General features: G+C 57.2%; 17 protein-coding genes. 8 read left to right on the forward strand and 9 right to left on the reverse strand.

The window, feature by feature from the left end; genetic code table 11:
* Window positions 1–65: 65 nt before the first annotated feature.
* From Q1B21_RS02535 to Q1B21_RS02545, 3 genes are all read right to left on the reverse strand, one after another.
* The gene (locus Q1B21_RS02535; protein WP_299885503.1) at window positions 66–788 is read right to left on the reverse strand and encodes an EF-hand domain-containing protein; all 723 of its coding nucleotides are present in this window, start codon (window positions 786–788) and stop codon (window positions 66–68) included.
* A gap of 117 nt (window positions 789–905) precedes the next feature.
* Window positions 906–2,105: an aminotransferase class I/II-fold pyridoxal phosphate-dependent enzyme gene (locus Q1B21_RS02540; RefSeq protein ID WP_299885506.1), complete on the reverse strand. Its 1,200-nt coding sequence runs from the start codon at window positions 2,103–2,105 to the stop codon at window positions 906–908.
* A 39-nt stretch (window positions 2,106–2,144) separates the two neighbouring features.
* Window positions 2,145–2,816, reverse strand: coding sequence for an HAD-IA family hydrolase (locus tag Q1B21_RS02545; protein ID WP_298933075.1), 672 nt, complete (start codon window positions 2,814–2,816; stop codon window positions 2,145–2,147).
* A gap of 134 nt (window positions 2,817–2,950) precedes the next feature.
* On the opposite strand from Q1B21_RS02545, the gene glmU reads away from it, so the two are divergent.
* From glmU to Q1B21_RS02570, 5 genes are read left to right on the forward strand one after another with little or no spacing between them, the layout of a single operon-like run.
* Window positions 2,951–4,303 (forward strand): bifunctional UDP-N-acetylglucosamine diphosphorylase/glucosamine-1-phosphate N-acetyltransferase GlmU, encoded by a 1,353-nt coding sequence (gene glmU / locus Q1B21_RS02550; RefSeq protein WP_299885509.1) that lies wholly within the window; start codon window positions 2,951–2,953, stop codon window positions 4,301–4,303.
* A 5-nt stretch (window positions 4,304–4,308) separates the two neighbouring features.
* Entirely contained in the window at window positions 4,309–6,132 is a 1,824-nt protein-coding gene (gene glmS, locus Q1B21_RS02555; protein ID WP_298933081.1) for a glutamine--fructose-6-phosphate transaminase (isomerizing), read from the forward strand.
* A 19-nt stretch (window positions 6,133–6,151) separates the two neighbouring features.
* Window positions 6,152–6,508 (forward strand): hypothetical protein, encoded by a 357-nt coding sequence (locus Q1B21_RS02560; protein WP_299885512.1) that lies wholly within the window; start codon window positions 6,152–6,154, stop codon window positions 6,506–6,508.
* A 42-nt stretch (window positions 6,509–6,550) separates the two neighbouring features.
* A complete protein-coding gene (locus Q1B21_RS02565) occupies window positions 6,551–7,093 on the forward strand; it encodes a pyridoxamine 5'-phosphate oxidase family protein (protein WP_299885515.1) in 543 nt (180 codons plus the stop codon).
* A 6-nt stretch (window positions 7,094–7,099) separates the two neighbouring features.
* On the forward strand, window positions 7,100–7,792 hold the full coding sequence (locus Q1B21_RS02570; RefSeq protein WP_299079930.1) for a DNA alkylation repair protein: 693 nt from the start codon (window positions 7,100–7,102) through the stop codon (window positions 7,790–7,792).
* On the opposite strand, the gene Q1B21_RS02575 is transcribed toward Q1B21_RS02570, so the two are convergent.
* Complete coding sequence (locus Q1B21_RS02575; RefSeq protein ID WP_299885518.1) at window positions 7,774–8,196, reverse strand: hypothetical protein; 423 nt, start codon at window positions 8,194–8,196, stop codon at window positions 7,774–7,776. The genes Q1B21_RS02570 and Q1B21_RS02575 overlap by 19 nt on opposite strands.
* Window positions 8,197–8,286: 90 nt before the next feature.
* On the opposite strand from Q1B21_RS02575, the gene moaA reads away from it, so the two are divergent.
* Complete coding sequence (gene moaA / locus Q1B21_RS02580; RefSeq protein ID WP_299885521.1) at window positions 8,287–9,294, forward strand: GTP 3',8-cyclase MoaA; 1,008 nt, start codon at window positions 8,287–8,289, stop codon at window positions 9,292–9,294.
* Between the two features lies 1 nt (window position 9,295).
* Entirely contained in the window at window positions 9,296–10,585 is a 1,290-nt protein-coding gene (locus tag Q1B21_RS02585) for a 3-deoxy-D-manno-octulosonic acid transferase (protein ID WP_299885523.1), read from the forward strand.
* Between the two features lie 81 nt (window positions 10,586–10,666).
* Here Q1B21_RS02585 and Q1B21_RS02590 read toward each other — a convergent pair whose 3' ends face one another.
* Genes Q1B21_RS02590 through Q1B21_RS02610 form a run of 5 tightly spaced genes read right to left on the reverse strand, consistent with a single transcriptional unit; the run spans window position 10,667 to window position 17,235 of the window.
* Window positions 10,667–11,830, reverse strand: coding sequence for a M20 aminoacylase family protein (locus tag Q1B21_RS02590; protein ID WP_299885525.1), 1,164 nt, complete (start codon window positions 11,828–11,830; stop codon window positions 10,667–10,669).
* A gap of 22 nt (window positions 11,831–11,852) precedes the next feature.
* Window positions 11,853–13,016: a M20 aminoacylase family protein gene (locus Q1B21_RS02595; protein ID WP_299885527.1), complete on the reverse strand. Its 1,164-nt coding sequence runs from the start codon at window positions 13,014–13,016 to the stop codon at window positions 11,853–11,855.
* Window positions 13,017–13,032: 16 nt separating this feature from the next.
* Window positions 13,033–14,199, reverse strand: coding sequence for a M20 aminoacylase family protein (locus Q1B21_RS02600; protein WP_299885529.1), 1,167 nt, complete (start codon window positions 14,197–14,199; stop codon window positions 13,033–13,035).
* Window positions 14,200–14,242: 43 nt separating this feature from the next.
* Window positions 14,243–15,409 (reverse strand): acetylornithine deacetylase, encoded by a 1,167-nt coding sequence (gene argE / locus Q1B21_RS02605; protein ID WP_299885531.1) that lies wholly within the window; start codon window positions 15,407–15,409, stop codon window positions 14,243–14,245.
* A 5-nt stretch (window positions 15,410–15,414) separates the two neighbouring features.
* Window positions 15,415–17,235: an ABC transporter ATP-binding protein gene (locus Q1B21_RS02610; RefSeq protein WP_299885533.1), complete on the reverse strand. Its 1,821-nt coding sequence runs from the start codon at window positions 17,233–17,235 to the stop codon at window positions 15,415–15,417.
* Between the two features lie 285 nt (window positions 17,236–17,520).
* Between Q1B21_RS02610 and Q1B21_RS02615 the strand changes: the two genes are divergently transcribed.
* Window positions 17,521–19,227, forward strand: a complete 1,707-nt coding sequence (locus Q1B21_RS02615) for a peptide ABC transporter substrate-binding protein (RefSeq protein ID WP_299885535.1) — start codon at window positions 17,521–17,523, stop codon at window positions 19,225–19,227.
* Window positions 19,228–19,253: the final 26 nt, after the last annotated feature.

Genomic DNA, 19,253 nt, shown 5'->3' on the forward strand with positions numbered 1-19,253 from the left:
AAAATAATTGAACACCCGTTCATTAATAGCGACGCAAGAGATTGCTGTCCAGTCAGAATACTGCGTCAGTGGTTGACGAACTCCCCCAGGCTGATCCGGCCGTCGCCATCCGTATCGAGTTGCTTTAAAATCTCAGGGGCGCGGGCCGCGCTATGCATGCCAATGGCCGCTCTGCATTCGGCGCTGACTTTCGCTTCATCTTCTCGAAAACCGAATTCCAACTCAGCCAGGCTCACAAAACCATCTTCGTTTGTGTCCGCCGACGTAAAATCGTCTGCCCTGAAACGCTCGTTCGCAGCTACAACTTCGGACAGGGTAATGCGTCCATCCTTGTCGGCATCCGAAAAAGTGATCGCATCCTCCGCCAATTCTTGTGGTGACATCGACCAAACCTTAGCCAATTCGGTTCCATCGCAATCGCTGGGCAAATTCACTTCGGCTGCTTGCTGTGTCATGTGCTGCAGCATTTCCATGCGGTCAACAAAACCGTCGCCGTTCGTGTCTTTCGCACGGAAATTGCCCGCGAAGTCGGTTTTTGCTGACGCTCCGGCCAGTGACACTGCGGCAAGAATAGCGACCGTCAGGACCACCGGTGACGCGGCGATAGTAATCTTTTTCAAGGTCGAGGCCTCCTTCGTTTTTGAATGAGGCACGCCATCTTCGGCAATCAATCGGCGCAACGCGGCGCTCATGGTTTCACCACGGGATTCAACCCGCGATGCAAACGCATTTTTCTCTGACAGGCTGAGCCTGACTTCGAGGGATTCTGATTTCTTCTCTTTACGCATTGTTTCGCAATGATGTTGATAGCGTGCCCGGCCAAGAACGCTGGGGCACCTCAGAATGCTAGCAGGATACCGTCCAGACACGAGGAAATTCGTGTCCAGACAAACCGATTAGCGACTTCAGAACGCCACCTGGTTGTGGATGCGCGTCACTTCATCCCGAATGATCCGAGCGATCAGGCGACAATCTTCCAATGAAAACGTCAATGGGACGCGCATGTCGATGATCCCAGCAAGCACCCTGTCGCTGGTCGGCATGGGCGCGCTGTCAGCATAACGCCAACTGTCATAGCGCGACGTGAACCCGGTCGGCTCTGCCCCACCAAACCATTTCAACTCGACACCGCGGTTGGCACAGCGGCTGATGACGTCAGCTATGCGGTCCGCTGACCAGTCCAGCAACAGAAACTGGATTGAAGACCCAACATAGGTCTCATCCTCGGGGCGCTCCACCACCAGCAGGCCCGGTGTTCCCCGCAAACCTGCTTCGATCTCGCGGTAACGTTCGTTCCATCGATTCACCTGTCGATCCAGATCACGCAATTGTGGGCGAAGGATCGCAGCGCGCAAATTGTCCATTCGGCCCGAGACATTGGGTGTGGTGTACTTGATCCGGTCAAACACCTCTGGGCCTGGTGCCGCCAAATGGCGTTCGTACAGCATGTAGGACCCAGATAGCATTGTTGCTTTGGCCGCCAATTCCTCATCATCTGTGATCAGCAGACCACCTTCGCCTGAATTGACGTGTTTATATGTCTGACAGGAATAGCACCCGATAGCGCCCTGACGCCCGGACAATTGCCCGCGCCAAGCCGCCCCCATGGTATGTGCACAGTCTTCGATCACGGTGACACCCGCCGTGTCGCACAGCTCCATCAGCCGGTCCATGTCGCACAAATGCCCACGCATATGGCTGAGCATGAGGACCCGCGCCTGTCCGAGCTTACTTTCCAGATCATCCAGATCGATGGTCAGGCCTTCGGTCACGCCAACAAAAACCGGCTTGGCCCCAACCGACGCGATCGCCCCTGGCACCGGCGCCAGAGTAAACGCATTGGTCAAAACCCGATCGCCCGGCTGCACTCCCACCGCCCGCAGCGCAGTCGCCATCGCATACCCACCGGACGACACTGCAAGGCAGTATTTCGCCCCCATTTGGGCCGCGAACTCCTGTTCTAGCAAGGCGGTCTCCCCCAGCTCTCCTGGGGCAATGTTGTAACGATGCAGGCGCCCGTGACGCAGCACCGCCAATGCGGCCTCGATCGCGTCGTCGGGGATAGGTTCCTGTTGGGTGAAACTGCCGGTAAATGTCTCAGTCATGGCATTGTTGTGGGGCCGCACAGGGCCTGGGTCAAGGGATCAAGCAGCCGCACCGATCAATCCCGGAACCATTCCGGGTAAATCATCGAAATGATGCAGCAAAGCCTCTGGCTCCAGAGCCGCCATGTCATCACCGGACGGGCCAAATGTGACCAGAACCGAGGGAACCCCTGCGGCCCGCGCGGTGTTTCGGTCGGTATCCGAATCCCCGATCAAGACGCATAACTCCGGATCTCCGCCAGCGCGGCGAGCCGCCTCACGCAGTGGTTCAGGGTCTGGCTTGCGCACGGTCAGCGTATCTGCCCCGACCAGCGACGCGAACCGGTCGCGAACGCCCATGCGGGTTAGCAATAGCTCGGCCAGCGCCTCGGGCTTGTTGGTACAGATGCCAACACCGTAACCAGCGCCTTTCAGCAGATCGACCGCCTGCAATGCGCCGGGGTAGAAGGTTGTATGTGTATCGATAGCTTCGGAATAAGCCTTCAGCAGCATCGGGTAGTAGTCGAGAACAGTCCGCTCTTGAAAAGCCCCGACCCGCTTTAGGCCATGGGTCAACATCATCCGGCCACCGCGCAGCGCAACACCTGCATCCTGCCCGTGAACCAACACATCACCATGCCCCATGTGACGAAAACAATGGTTCGCCGCCGCCAGCAAATCGCCTGACGTATCCGCCAATGTGCCGTCCAGATCGAAGATGACTGTTCGCATTTTTTCTCCTGCCTCGGCGGGTTTTCGCCATGTCGTATTTCAAAACGGCAACCTTGTTTGATGGCCGAACCGCTTGCGCCTTTGCCCTCAGCGGATAAAACGGACTGCGACAAAACAAAAGAGAAATTGATCTCATGACCATTGCCCTTGTCATCCTTGCCGCCGGGAAAGGCACCAGGATGAATTCGGATGTTCCAAAAGTTCTGCATCCTATCGCCCAGGCACCCATGCTGCTTCACGCGATGCGGGCGGGTGCAGTGCTGTCGCCGGAACGCACCGTTATCGTCACGGGCCATGGGTCAGAAGCTGTGGCCAAAGTCGCCCAGGCCGAGGATGAAACGGCACAGGTCGCCGTGCAGGAGGAACAGCTTGGCACAGCGCATGCGGTCGCTCAGGCCCGCGCGGCGCTGGATGGGTTCGATGGTGACGTTGTTGTCCTTTATGGTGACACGCCATTTTTGCAGCCCGACACGTTAGAGCGGATGATCGAAGCCCGGGCCCAGAATGATCTGGTCATCCTTGGGTTCGAAGCCGCCGACCCCGGACGGTACGGACGTCTTGTAATGCAGGGCGACACTTTGGAACGGATCGTGGAATTCAAAGACGCCACGGAACAAGAACGATCCATAACCTTTTGCAATTCAGGTCTTTTAGCATGCAACGCAAAGACATTGTTTGACCTGCTTGCCGCGGTTGGAAACGACAACGCATCAGGTGAATACTACCTGACCGATGTGGTGGAAATCGCCCGGGGCAAGGGCCTGACCGTGACGGCAGTTGCTTGCGACGAAGGACAAACATTGGGCGTCAATTCCCGCGCTGATCTGGCGGCAGCGGATGCCGTGTTTCAAGCGCGCGCGCGCGTCGAACTGTTGGATCTGGGCGTGACGCTGATGGCCCCGGAATCTGTTTATCTGGCGGCTGACACCGTCATTGGACGCGATTGCGTGATTGAACCCAACGTGGTCTTTGGCCCCGGTGTGACTGTCGAAAGCGGCGCAACGATCCGGGCGTTCTCGCATCTTGAAGGCTGTCATGTCAGCCGCGGGGCTATCGTTGGCCCCTATGCCCGATTGCGACCCGGTGCCGAATTGGCCGAAAACGCGCGGATCGGCAACTTTGTCGAAATAAAAAATGCCGAGATCGCCGAAGGGGCCAAGGTCAATCACCTGAGCTATATCGGCGATGCCACTGTTGGCGCTGCGACGAATATCGGCGCCGGGACCATCACCTGCAACTATGATGGCGTGATGAAGCACCAAACCACGATTGGTGAAAACGTCTTTATCGGCTCGAACACCATGCTGGTGGCCCCGGTGACGCTGGGCGATGGTGCGATGACTGCGACGGGAACCGTTGTGACCCGGGACGTAGAGCCAGATGCCCTGGCCGTGGCCCGCGCCCGGCAGGACAACAAACTGGGGTATGCGCGTAAATTGTTTGACATGTTAAAGGCGAAGAAGGCTCGCCTAAGCAAAGGAGCCTGAGACCTATGTGTGGCATTGTAGGCGTTCTGGGACAGCATGAAGCTGCACCCATACTGGTCGAGGCGCTCAAACGGCTCGAATATCGCGGCTATGACAGCGCGGGGATTGCGACCGTCAACGACGGTGCGTTGGGGCGCAGGCGCGCTGTTGGAAAACTGGTCAACTTGAGCGACTTGCTGGTACATGATCCCCTGCCCGGCAAATCCGGGATCGGCCATACCCGCTGGGCCACACACGGGGCACCTTCGGTCAACAATGCCCACCCGCACAAGGCTGGTCCGGTGGCTGTCGTGCACAACGGGATCGTCGAGAACTACCGGGAACTGCGTTCAGAACTTGCAGAGCATGGCATCGGCTTCGAAACCGAAACCGATACTGAAACCGTCGCCCTGATGGCGGAACATTTCCTCAAATCCGGTATGTCGCCCGTTGAGGCTGCGTTCAAAACCATCGACCGGCTGCAGGGTGCTTTCGCGCTGGCCTTTTTGTTCGACGGTCAGGGCGATTTGATCGTGGCCGCGCGCAAAGGCTCACCCTTGGCCATCGGTCACGGAGATGGTGAAATGTATGTGGGATCCGATGCCATTGCTCTGGCCCCTCTGACAAACAAGATCACCTATCTGGAAGAAGGCGACCGCGCCGTTCTGACCCGCACTTCGCTGGAAATCCGCAACGAGGTTGGTGAGTTGGCCAACCGCGAAATGCGCAAAATCAAACTGGATCATGCGCGGGCCGACAAGGGCGAGCACAAGCATTTCATGGCCAAGGAAATCGCCGAACAACCCGTTGTAGTGGCGGAGGCGATCAGATCCTATATGCCCACCGGCGGCGATAAGGTGATTCTCCCCGATACAGATCTCGATTTCACCAAGCTAGACCGCCTGACCATGGTCGCCTGTGGCACAGCGTTTTATGCCTGCCTCACGGCGAAATACTGGTTCGAGCAGCTGGCCAAAATGCCAGTCGAGGTCGATATCGCCAGCGAGTTTCGGTATCGCGAACCACCGATCACTGACCGCACCTTAGCCCTGTTCGTCAGCCAATCGGGTGAGACTGCCGACACGCTGGCGGCACTACGCTATTGCGATGGCAGAGCTGACAAGATCGTCTCGGTTGTGAACGTCCCTGAAAGCTCGATTGCGCGGGAAAGCGATGTGGCTTTGCCAATTCACGCGGGTGTCGAGATTGGCGTTGCCTCGACCAAGGCCTTCACGTGCCAACTGAGCGTTCTGCTGATGCTGGCACTGAAGGCTGCGGCGGACCGGGGCACGTTGACCGATGAGGAAATCGCCGATCACGCGGCCGCCCTGCGCGGATTGCCTTCGGTGCTCAATACGGCATTGGACCAGAACCGGGCCATCCGCAAATCCGCCCAGCGCTTGTCCGAAGCACGCGACGTTCTGTTTTTGGGCCGTGGCCTGATGTATCCGCTTGCGATGGAAGGTGCGCTGAAGCTCAAGGAAATCAGCTATATCCACGCCGAAGGATATGCATCGGGCGAGCTGAAACACGGCCCCATCGCCCTGATAGACAAGCATATGCCAGTGGTTGTCATGGCACCGCGCGACGCTGTTTTCGACAAGACCGTGTCCAACATGCAAGAAGTGATGGCACGTAAAGGCAAGGTCATCCTTGTATCTGATGATGACGGCATCGCCGAGGCTGAGGATGGCGTCTGGAGCACGATCCGCATGCCTCATATCCACCCTAACCTGGCGCCGATCCTGTATTCGGTTCCGGCACAACTGCTGGCCTATCACACAGCCGTCGCCAAGGGCACAGATGTCGATCAGCCGCGCAACCTCGCGAAATCTGTCACTGTGGAATGATCACTTTGGGACCAGCAACTTGAACGACACTGACATCCGGACCCTTTTGCGTCTGATGCGCAGCTCGAAACAGGAATACGAGCTGTACCTGAGCAATGGGCGAACGTTCCTTCATGCCAGAAAGCTGAGAGAAAACAATCAAGCCATCCTCGACTTAATCGCGGCCGAAGGTTTTGGACCAGACGACACGTTGGGTGCGGGCCTTCAGGACCTGAAAGAACATTTGGAAGACTGGGCACAATGCTGGGATCGCGAACAGGCCACTCTGGGCCCCAATGATGATGATCCGTTTGTCTTTACAGGCTACAAGACGTATCCAAAGCATCTGGACGCGCTTCTGGCACAGTACCAAAAGGACAGGGGTCGCAAGATCTGAGGCGCAGCCGCTCCGAAATTGACAGTCACGGTGGAGAGCCCAATGGCCAAGCAATTCCCACAAATCGATGTCGCGCACCAAAAATTCATTGAAGACCAGCACATGTTCTTTGTTGGCTCTGCGGGCACCGAGGGGCGTGTAAACATCTCACCCAAGGGTATGGATTCATTGCGGGTTCTGGGGCCCAATCGGATTGTCTGGATGAACCTGACCGGCAGCGGAAATGAAACTGCCGGGCATCTGCTGGACGTAAATCGCATGACACTGATGTGGTGCTCGTTCACCACCCGCCCACTGATCTTGCGCACCTATGGCACCGCCCGCATGGTCCAGACCGGGGACGAAGATTGGGCTGAAATGGCCCAGCAGTTTCCCGATCATCGCAGCGCGCGGCAGATCTACGACCTGACTGTCGATCTGGTCCAAACCTCTTGTGGTTATGCCGTCCCTTTCATGGAGTATCAGTCCGAACGGGACACGATGCAAAAATGGGTTGATGGCAAATCGGACGACGATATTCGCGCCTATTGGGTTGAGAAAAACCAACATACAATCGACGGCAAACCCACTGGAATTCTGGGCTAACCAACCATGATGGACGCGTATCTGAACCAGATCAAAGCCCACGCCGACCCTGAACGCGCAAAACAGATGGCGGCGTATCACAAGGCAGATCGACCCCATTTGGGCGTCGCAAACCCGGTTCTGAACGACTTGACCAAGATGTGGCGGCAAGAATTGGACGTGCCAGCACGTGTGGAACTCGCGGGTGCGCTTTGGAAAACCAACATCCACGAGGCGCGTCTTGCTGCAGCAAAACTGCTGACCCAAGCGCGCATCCGCCCCGATGCCGAGGTTTGGAGCCTGTTGCAAAGCTGGTTACCGGACTTCGACGCATGGGCGGTCGCAGACCACGCCTGCATGGCGATGCAGAAACGTCTGTCGGCCGACCCGGAGCGCTTGGATCAGGTCGAGCTTTGGACGACGTCAGATCATATGTGGACGCGCCGGGCGGCGCTGGTGGCCACCCTGCCCTGGACCAAACAGAACCATCCAAAACCTGATGACCTCCTACATCGAGATCGGGTGCTCGGCTGGGCTGCAAGCTATGTGCAGGATCGTGATTGGTTCATTCAGAAAGCGATTGCTTGGTGGTTGCGCGAATTGTCCAAACACGACCCGGACCGTGTGATTGCATTTCTAGAAAACCAGGGTGACGCCATGAAGCCCTTTGCCCGCCGCGAAGCGGGCAAGTACCTGAAGGATCAATCGACGAAGACCTGAACTTCAACCAATTCGTCAAATGGCACCAATAGCGCCCGCATTGCATCCACCGACAATCGGCTTCCGCTGCCGGCTGGTCCCGGTGCGGGAACCAGAGTGATATAAGCCTGTGCACCGGTTTTTGGGACAACAACGCGCGCAGTAACTTCCGCATCAACAAGTGGCGTCTGCATCCAGCGACCGGGGGTGGACGGATCGCCCAGACCAGCAATAGTCGTCCTGGCGCCGACCCAGCCCGCAGACGCCGAAACCGGCGCAGGGTCTGGCGTTTCAGTGTCAGCCTCAACCGCCGCGGGCGTTGTTTCGGCAGGTGCCTCATCTTTTCCGAAAACGCGGTCTGTCGTGGACCGAATTGCGTCGCATCCACCAAGCACAACACATGATATCAAAAGCACGTATCTCATGTCTGAAACCTACAGCCCTGTGCGCATCTGTACCAGCGCAAAGCACAGTTCACCCTTGTCGCGGACAGGTTCCAGCTTTACCTATACCGAATGACAGTTCCGCTTATTGACCCGTTCGCACGCGCCATCACATATCTCCGCGTCTCCGTCACGGACCGCTGCGATTTTCGCTGCGTCTATTGCATGTCCGAAAACATGACCTTTCTGCCCAAGAAAGAACTGTTGACGCTGGAAGAGCTCGACCGGATGTGTTCAACCTTTGTCAAAATGGGCATCGAGAAGCTGCGCATTACCGGTGGTGAGCCATTGGTGCGCCGCAGTATCATGACGTTTTTTAACGCCATGACACGCCATCTGGACAGCGGCGCATTGAGAGAACTGACGCTGACCACCAACGGATCGCAATTGCATCGCTTTGCCGATGATCTCTATGCGGCAGGCGTGCGACGGGTGAATGTCTCGCTGGATACGCTCGATGAAGACAAGTTTGGCCGCGTAACGCGCTGGGGTCGTCTGAAACAGGTCTTAAATGGTATCGACGCGGCACAAAAAGCGGGATTGCGCGTCAAAATCAACGCCGTGGCCCTAAAAGGGTTCAACGAACCCGAGCTGCCAAAGATCACCGAATGGTGCGCCGAACGTGATATGGATCTGACATGGATCGAGGTCATGCCCATGGGCGATATCGGCAACGAAGATCGTCTGGACCAATACTGGTCCCTCAAAGATGTGCGGGCTGAGTACGAAAACCACTATACGGTCAGCGATCTGGCTGAACGCTCCGGTGGCCCTGCGCGGTATGTACGCCTTGAAGAAACCGGTCAGAAAATCGGCTTTATCACTCCGCTGTCCCACAATTTCTGCGAAAGCTGCAATCGGGTGCGCCTGACCTGCACCGGCGAGCTGTATATGTGCCTGGGCCAGGAAGACATGGCTGACCTGCGCGCGCCATTGCGTGATCAGCTCGATTCGGAAGAACCACTTGAAAACGCAATTCGCGCTGCGATCAATCTCAAGCCGAAAGGCCATGATTTCGACTATTCGCGCCAAACGATCGATGGTCAGATGAGCCGCCACATGAGCCATACAGGCGGCTGAGATGCCTGAACGTCCGACGCTGCTGTATCGGCTGTATTGCGGCCTGACCTCGCTTGTTGAACCACTCGCATGGCGCACAATTCAAAAGAAACTACAAGCGGCAGACGTGTCCGTCGCACGTCAACGCGAACGCTTGGGTCATGCGTCCGCGCCCCGCCCCGATGGTCAGCTGATATGGTTTCACGCCGCCAGTGTCGGCGAAAGCCTGTCGGTGCTTAGCCTGATCAAGCGCTTGGGGGACAGGTTGCCTGAAGCGCATTTCCTTATCACCTCGGGCACGCCGACCTCTGCAGCCTTGATCGAAAAGCGCCTGCCCACGCGCGCACGGCATCAATACCCACCGCTGGATACCGGCGGCCCCGTAAAACGTTTTCTGAATCATTGGCAACCTAACGCCGGTATCTTTGTCGAAAGCGAGATTTGGCCGCGCCTGATCGTCGAAAGCGCCCGGCGCGGCGTGCCATTGGCCTTGCTCAATGCACGTTTGTCCGAGAAGTCCGTGAAAGGTTGGTCGCAACGCCCCCAAACCGCGCGCTTTATTCTGGACAGTTTCCGCCTGTTTCTGACCCAAAACGACAGGACCGCCGGAAACCTGATCGGCTTAGGGGCAAATCCCGATCATGTCCAGCGCGGCACCAACCTTAAAGCCATGTCCGATCCGTTACCCGTGGACCAAGATGTTCTGGATGGCATTCGCAAAGAAATCTCTGGGCGGCCGGTCTGGATTGCCAGCTCCACCCATGATGGCGAGGAAGAGACGGTTCTGGCTGCACACACGCGTCTTTTGAAACGTTGGCCCAACCTCCTGCTTTTATTGATCCCGCGCCACCCGGACCGTCGTGACGACGTGGCCGCGATACTGAAAGAGGCCGGGCTGAAAGCTTCTTTCCGCATGGCCGCCGAGCCGATAACTGAGACAATTCAAGTCTATGTGGCTGACACGCTAGGCGAAACCGGCACCTGGTACGCGCTTTGCCCAATCGTGTTTCTTGGTGGATCGCTGAAGGAAATCGGCGGCCATAATCCTTTTGAGCCAGCGCAAGCCGGCGCCGCCGTGATCACAGGTCCGGGATATTTCAACTTCGCAGAAACCTTTGCACCTTTGGTGAAAAGCGGCGGTGCCATCAAAGTTCAATCGGCACAAGACCTCAGCGAAACAGTTGAACGATGGCTTACAGTTGAAAGCGCGCTGCGCGAAGCTCAAGCCGCCGCAAGCGCCTGTGTGAAGACGCAGGAAAATGCTCTGGACTCGGTCTTGGACACGCTGTGCAAGCGCCTTGATCTCACCTGACGCACACGACTCGCTCCTTCATCTGGCTAAAAATATCCCGGGGAGCGCGAGGGGCTGGCCCCTCGCTTGCCCAAGTCATCCCTAGACAGCAGGCATCCGCTGTTCGACAATTTCCGCCCACCAGCTGCACCCGGCTGGAATGGCCTCATCATTAAAGTTATACTCAGGATGATGCACCATCGCGGTGTCACCATTGCCAACCAGAATATAGGCGCCGGGGCGCTCTTCGAGCATGAAGGCAAAGTCCTCGCCACCCATCACCAACGGCGCTTCTTCGCAATTGCCCGAGATCGAGCGTGCGACATCGGCAGCAAAATCGGTCTGTTCGTCACTGTTGACCATGACCGGATAGCCACGGATGTAAGTGACATCTGCCGTGCCGCCAAACGTGGCTGCGACACCATTGCAGATCTCATTGATGCGCTTTTCGGCCAGATCGCGCATGTCTTTGCTCATCGTACGCACGGTGCCTTTGATCTGTACGGTCTGCGGGATGACGTTGAACGCTTTCGACGAAGTTTCGAAAGAGGTAACCGAAACGACCACCTGATCAATCGGATCAGCGTTGCGCGACGCAATCGTTTGCAGCGCCAGAACCGCTTTGGCCGCGATGATTGTGGTGTCCACAGTATCATGCGGTTTGGCTGCGTGACCTCCGCGCCCTTCGAATGTGATGTCGAACTGATCCGTCGCCGCAAAGAAAGCGCCGGGGCGGATCGAGAAGCTTCCGACCGGTTTGCCTGGCCAATTGTGCATTCCATAAACTTCCTGGATGTTCCAGCGGTTCATCATGCCGTCTTCGCACATCTCGCGGCCGCCGCCGCCGCCTTCTTCGGCAGGTTGGAAGATCACCACAACAGTGCCATCGAAATTGCGGGTTTCGGAAAGGTACTTGGCGGCCCCCAACAACATCGCGGTATGCCCGTCATGACCACATGCATGCATGGCTCCGGGCGTTTTTGAAGCATAATCCAATCCCGTGGCCTCATGGATTGGCAAAGCATCCATATCGGCGCGCAACCCGATGACTTTCCCAGAAGAATCAACCTTGCCTTTGATCACGCCGACCACACCGGTTCGACCAATCCCCGTGACGACCTCATCACAACCGAATTCTTTCAGCTTTTCGGCAACCAGAGCACTTGTGCGGTGAGTGTCGAACAGGATTTCCGGGTTTTCGTGCATGTCACGTCGCCAAGTTGTGATTTCATCCTGCAGCTCGGCAAAGCGGTTTTTAACGGGCATACTGTCTCTCTCCTAATTCACTTCAAGCTACCGGCATCCGGCGCTCGACCATTTCGGCAAACCACGAGCATCCGATCGGTATGATCTCGTCGTTGAAATTGTATTCCGGGTGATGCAGCCCTGCTGTGTCGCCATTACCCAAAATAATGAACGCGCCAGGGCGCTCTTCGAGCATAAAGGAAAAATCCTCGCCCCCCATCACCATCGGTGCTTCGTCGCAGCTGCCACCAACCGAGATCGCGATCTCTTCGGCGTAACCTGTCTGTTCCTCAGCATTGATTGTCACTGGAACGCCGCGCTTATAGGCGACAGTCGCGGTCCCGCCCATGGTGGCAGCAATCCCTTCCGCAATTTCTGTCAGGCGCTTTTCGATCAGGTCGCGCATCTCGTTGGAATGGGTTCGCACCGTTCCGTTCACGCTGGCCGATTGCGGGATCACGTTGAAGGCCTTTGAGGATGTTTCGACAGATGTCACCGACAAAACGCCCTGCTGGATCGGATCCGCATTGCGCGACACCACGGTTTGCAACGCAACAATCAACTGAGACAACATCACGGTTGTATCCACGGTGTCATGGGGTTTCGCCGCATGGCCACCCCGCCCTTCCAGATGAATTTCAAACTCATCCGCCGCCGCCAGCAAGGGCCCCGAGCGGATGGCAAACTGACCCGTGGGAACGCCGGGCACGTTGTGCATGGCATAGACTTCCTGAATGCCAAACCGATCCATCAGACCATCTTTGCACATGGCCTCGGCCCCGTTGCCGCCTTCTTCGGCGGGCTGGAAGATCACAACCGCCGTGCCGTCGAAATTCCGCGTCTCAGCCAGATACTTGGCCGTCCCCAGGACCATTGCTGTATGGCCGTCATGGCCGCAAGCATGCATGGCGTTTGGAGTCTGCGAGGCGTATTCCAACCCGGTCTGTTCTTGCATCGGCAGCGCGTCCATATCGGCACGCAATCCGATGGCACGTCCTCGGGTATCCGACTTGCCCCGGATCACCCCTACCACGCCGGTGCGACCTATTCCGTTCACCACCTCATCACAGCCGAATTCTTTCAGTTTTTCGGCAACCAAAGCGCTGGTGCGGTGCGTGTCATACAGGATTTCTGGGTGCTGATGAATGTCACGCCGCCAGCCGGTGATTTCTTCGTGCATTTCTGCAAGGCGGTTCTTGATCGGCATGTCATGCTCCCTGTTTTTATGCGACGGGCAATCGTCGTTCCACAAGCTCGGCATACCAACTGCAGCCGGCGGGTATCGCGTCGTCGTCGAAATTGTATTCCGGGTGGTGGCACATCGCGGTGTCCCCATTGCCTACAAAGATGTAGGCTCCGGGCCGTTCTTCAAGCATATAGGCAAAATCTTCGGACGGCATTATGGGATCGGTGTTCTCGGTCACCTTGCCTGCTACGGCGGCGGCGGCCTCGGCCGCATACCCCGTTTCCGCCTCGGAATTTACCGTCACCGGGTAGCCGGGCGTCCACGTCATCGTTGCAGTCGCCCCAAAGGCCGAGGCCGTGTCTTCTGCGATCCTGCGAACCCTCTCTTCCGCGATGGTGCGGTATTCGGGGTCAAGGGTTCTGACAGTACCCAAAAGGCGCACCGTGTGCGCAATGACATTCGAGGCCGAGCTGTCGGTTTCAAACGTGCCCACCGTCAGAACAACGCGCTTAATCGGATCGACCGAACGCGCCACAACGGATTGAAGAGCCACGACGATATGAGAAGCCACCAGCGTTGTGTCGACCGCATCATGGGGCGCGGCGGCATGCCCCCCTTTGCCGGTGACAACGATCTCAAACTCGTCAGAGGAGGCCAGCAGTGCCCCGGGCCGGATCGCAAACTCTCCGACAGGCAGACCCGGCATATTGTGCATGCCGTAGACTTCCTGAATACCCCACCGGTCCATCATTCCGTCTTGGCACATGGCCAGACCGCCCGCGCCGCCTTCTTCGGCGGGTTGAAAGATCAGCACGGCCGTACCATCGAAATTCCGCGTCTCTGCCAGATATTGTGCCGCGCCCAGCAGCATCGAGGTGTGCCCGTCATGGCCGCAAGCATGCATCTTGCCGGACACGGTCGAAGCATAGTCCAGCCCCGTCGCTTCTTCGATCGGTAGCGCATCCATGTCCGCACGCAAACCGATCACGCGGCCGTGCGTATCCTGACGTCCGCGGATCACGGCCACAACACCGGTTTTCCCAATGCCCGGGGTTATCTCGTCTACACCAAATTCTTTCAGACGCTCAGCAACAAATGCCGCAGTTTCGTGGACATCATACATTAGCTCTGGATGAGCATGCAGATGACGGCGCCACTTGGTGATCTCGTCATGCATTTCAGCAAGTCTGTTTTTGACCGGCAATTTAAGTTCTCCACGTAGCTATTTGATAAACAAATAAAACAGATTATGCCGCCAACCTTGATACAAGGCGTTTCATGAAGGTCTGGCCCGAGTCAAACTGCGAGATCGAAATGAACTCGTTTGGCTGATGCGCCTGCGCGATATCGCCCGGTCCGCAGATCACGGCAGAATAACCCGCCTCCTGAAACTGTCCGGCTTCTGTGCCATAGCTGACGACATGACTGGCATTGTCACCTGTCAGGGTGCGCACCAAAGCCTCGGCCTCACCTTCTTTTTCCGGCACCAAGGCAGGTACTGCAAAACTCTCGGAAACCTCGATGCGGGCTTCCGGATGGACCTTTTGCATCTGTGTCTCGGCCTCGCGGACCTGCCGTAGATAGGCATCTCGCCAAGTGCGAGCCTCTTCACCCGGCACAACCCGAAAGTCCATCATGAACCGGCAATCTTTGGCGGTGATATTATGCGCCGTTCCGCCCTGAATCATCCCCACATGGCAGGTGGTCCATGGCGGATCAAAGACCGCCGCTATGTCACTCGGCCTGGCCAGCCGGTTTTCGGCGTTTCGCCTGTTGGCCCAGTCGATCAACGGGGCTGCTTCCATAATGGCGTTGACACCTGTGTGCATGATCGAGCTGTGAACCTCAAACCCGACCATATGGGTGTCATAGCCAAAGCCCCCCTTATGGCCGGTCACAGCTTGCATCATCGACGGCTCACCCACAATCACAGCAGAGCCTTTTGGCAGCACGCCCTGCATCGCCTTGATCATCGGCGGCGCACCGGTGCATCCGACCTCTTCATCAAAGCTGAGCGCCAGCTGTAGCGGGCGTTTGACATCGGCGTAGTGCGCCTCAACCAAGGCCCAGATGGCCAGGGCATCAAAGCCCTTCATGTCACAGGTGCCGCGCCCGAAATACTTGCCGTCCTTCTCTGTCACCAAGAACGGATCGGTATCCCATGGCTGCCCGTCCACCGGCACCACATCCGTGTGACCGGACAGAACAATTGCGCCCTCTTCCCAGGGGCCGACATGAGCATACAGCGCCGCCTTGTGCGGCTGCTCCGGGTCCGGCCAGCGATATGACGTGATCCCGTGGTCCCGCAAATACCCTTCGACCCAATCCACCAAAGGCAGGTTGCTGTCGCGGCTCACCGTCGGGAATGAGATCAGCTTGGTCATGATCTCAAGCGGCGTCAGGCGCAGTGCCATGGGGTCTAGTACCCGCTGTCAGTGGTGAGAATGAAATGCCCCGGTTCGACCTCGCGGTACTCCGACGGCTCTGGTGTGTACCCAATCGGGTGGATCGGAGATGGGATCGGTTTGAAATTTAAATCCTTTTCCGACTTCCGTTTGTTCGGATCAGCGATTGGCACTGCTTTCATCAGGGCCTGTGTATAGGCGTGCTGCGGGTTTTCGAACACGCGCGCACGTGGTCCCAGTTCCACGATCCGGCCCAGATACATGACACCGACATGGTGGCTGACCCGTTCCACAACGGCCATATCATGGCTGATGAACAGATAGGACAATCCCAACTCGGACTGTAGCTCCATCATCAGGTTCAGAACCTGCGCCTGTACCGAGACGTCCAGAGCCGAAACGGCCTCATCTGCGATGATCAGCTTTGGGTTCAAGGCCAACGCGCGGGCAATCGCGATTCGCTGTCGCTGACCGCCTGACATTTCATGTGGGAACCGGCGCATGAAACTGCGCGGCAGTTGCACTTTGTCGAACAATTGTGCCACGCGGTCCTGCAACTCTGACCCGGTCGCCACGCCATAGTTCCGCATCGGTTCCGCCACTTGGTCCAGCAATTGCATCTGCGGGTTCAGCGAGGCGAAGGGATCCTGAAAGATCATCTGCATGTCCAGCCGCGCCTTGCGCAGACCGCTCTGATCCAGCTTTATGATGTCCAAGCCATCCAGATCGACCTCGCCAGACAAAGGCTCGACCAAACGCAGGATAGATCGACCGGCCGTGGATTTTCCGCATCCGGATTCGCCAACAAGACTTAGGGTCTGCCCTTTGTTCAATTTGAACGACACATCCTCGACCGCATGGACGTTCGAGATGGTCCGGCGTAACAATCCGCCTTTGACCGGAAAGCGAGTTGTCAGGTTCTTAACCGTTAACAGAACCTCCTCGGTGCCCGGGATCGGCGCGATATTCTGCCCTTCCACGCCCAACAGCTTCATCGGTTCGGGCGCGGCTTTGCCCTGCATTTCACCCAGCTTCGGCACTGCCGCCAGCAAGGCCTTGGTGTAATCGTGCTGCGGGTTCTCGAAGATCTCTTTGACTGAACCTTCTTCAACCTTGTTGCCGCGGAACATGACCACGACACGGTCGGCCATCTGCGCAACCACTGCCATGTCATGCGTAATGAACATAACAGCGGTGCCCGTTTCCCGTTTCAGCCGGTCCATCAGAGCCAGAATTTCGGCCTGAATGGTCACATCCAGCGCCGTGGTCGGTTCATCCGCAATCAGCAGGCGCGGTTCGCACGCCATTGCCATGGCGATAACAACCCGTTGCCTCATCCCACCGGACAATTCATGTGGATATTGCTTCAGGCGTCGTTCCGGCTCGGGGATGCGTACCTGGCGCAGAAGTTCCAGCGCCCGCGCTTCAGCCTCGGGTTTGGTCATATCTTTGTGGATGCGCAGGCCTTCGGTCAGTTGCCGACCTACTGTGAAAACCGGGTTCAGGGCAGTCATCGGCTCCTGAAAAATCATCCCAATTTCATTGCCGCGAATCTGTTTCATCAGGTCCTGATCGGCCCTGGACAGGTCCATCTCTTCGCCATCGCGCCGGTCGAACAACAATTCTCCGCCCGCGATTTCGCCGCCTCCGAACTCGACCAACCGCATCAGTGACAACGACGAGACCGACTTTCCAGACCCGGATTCACCAACGATACAAACGGTTTCGCCGGGATTCACCTCGAACGAGACATCCTCGACCCCAACCACTGGGCCGTCCTTGGTTTGAAACTCGACGCGAAGTTTTTTTATCTGTGCAATCGGTTGGTCCAGCACGCACACGCTCCCCTTGGCAGCTTTTTTTGTTCTATTGCCCGACGCTAAGGCGGCAATAAGGGGAAAGTCAAACCGGTTGCACCTTTTCGCCACAGCAACTCTTGCAATTTTCCAAAGTTCTGTTTCGATACCAGGCGTAACCGTATTGGGGAGAATACGGCATCATCAGAATGCTGCCTGAATTTGCGATTCGAAATCAGGATCTTACTCCCCTTTCGGCAACGCCAAATCCGCAGGCATTGCGGAAGAAATCGAGACACGCAAGTGTCCAACATGGAGTGTATGATGAAAATCAAAACCCTTTTGCTTGGCGCGATCGCAAGCACGGCTATGGCCCCGATGGCCATGGCAGAGCGCGGATCGGACGGCAATGTCAGCATTATTTATTGGCAGGCTCCGTCAATCCTGAACCCTTTCCTGTCAGGCGGCACCAAGGACGTCGAAGCATCTTCGCTCGTGATTGAACCTTTGGCCCGCTATGACCAAGACGGCAATATGGTGCCCTTCCTTGCCTCTGAAATTCCAACCGTTGAAAATGGCGGCGTTAGCGAAGATCTGACCTCGATCACCTGGAAAATCGCACCGGGAATCACTTGGTCCGACGGAACGCCCTTCACATCCGCAGATGTGAAATTCACCGCCGACTACTGCATGGACCCCGATGGTGGCTGCGCGCAGGTGACCAAATTCGAAGGCGTAACCGCTGTCGAAGCAGTCGATGACCTGACCGTCAAAGTCACATTCGACAAACCAACCCCATTCCCCTACGGCCCGTTCGTTGGCGGCGAAAGCCCGATCATTCAGGCTGCGCAATTTGCAGATTGCACAGGCGCGAAAGCGCCGGAATGCACGGACCAGAACTTCAACCCAATCGGCACGGGCCCGTTTGTCGTCACCGAGTTCAAGCCGAATGACGTGATCACATTCCAGGCCAACGACAATTACCGCGACCCGGCCAAACCCGCATTTGCTTCTGTGACGTTCAAAGGCGGCGGCGACGCGACCGCGGCAGGCCGCGCCGTTATGGAAACGGGCGAGTTTGACTATGCCTGGAACCTGCAGTTGGCGCCCGAAGTGATCGCCCAGATGCAGGAAGGTGGCAAGGGTACGCCCGTCGCGGGCTTTGGTCCACTGGTCGAGCGGATCATGTTGAACCAGACAAACCCATCGCCCGACCTACCGGAAGGTGAGCGTTCGACAGCTGCCCATCCGCATCCGTTCCTTCAGGACCCGGCCGTTTACAAAGCCATGTCAATGGCCATCGACCGTCCGCTACTGGTGGAAATCGGCTATGGTCAGGCAGGTAAAGTGACCTGCAACTGGGTTCCGGCGCCGGCCGCGTTCAACTCGACCTCGATGACCTGCGACACGCAGGATATCGAAGGCGCGAAGAAGATGCTGGATGACGCAGGTATTGTCGATACAGATGGCGACGGCGTGCGCGAAAAAGACGGTGTTCCGCTGAAAGTTGTCTACCAGACCTCGACCAACGCCGTCCGTCAGGACTTCCAGGCGCTGATCAAGGAATGGTGGAGTCAGATCGGTATCGAATCCGAGCTGCGTAACATCAACGCGTCAGTCTTTTTCGGGGGTGACCCGGGTTCGCCTGATACCTTCCAGAAGTTCTATGCCGACGTTGAAATGTATGCCAACACCTTCAACGGCACCGACCCGCAGTCCTATCTGGGCAATGGTCTGTGCGACAAGGCACCTCGCCCCGACTCGCAGTGGCAGGGTGAGAACATCAGCCGCTTCTGCAACGAAGAGTTCGACAAGCTGCACGCACAACTGGCCGAAACCGCAGGTCTGGAGCAGCGGGCTGCTATCGCCACACAGTTGAACGATATCATCGTTCAGAACGGTGGTATGATCCCGCTGGTGCACCGTGGCCGTCTGTCGGCGCACGCGAATACGCTGGGTGGCGTTGTCCTGAACGTTTGGGACAGCGAACTGTGGAATATCGCTGACTGGTACCGCAAGACCGGTTCCTAAGCGTTAGCCTTGCAAAGCCGCGCCCC

Source organism: uncultured Ruegeria sp. (assembly GCF_947504215.1).
Classification (GTDB): Bacteria; Pseudomonadota; Alphaproteobacteria; order Rhodobacterales; family Rhodobacteraceae; genus Ruegeria.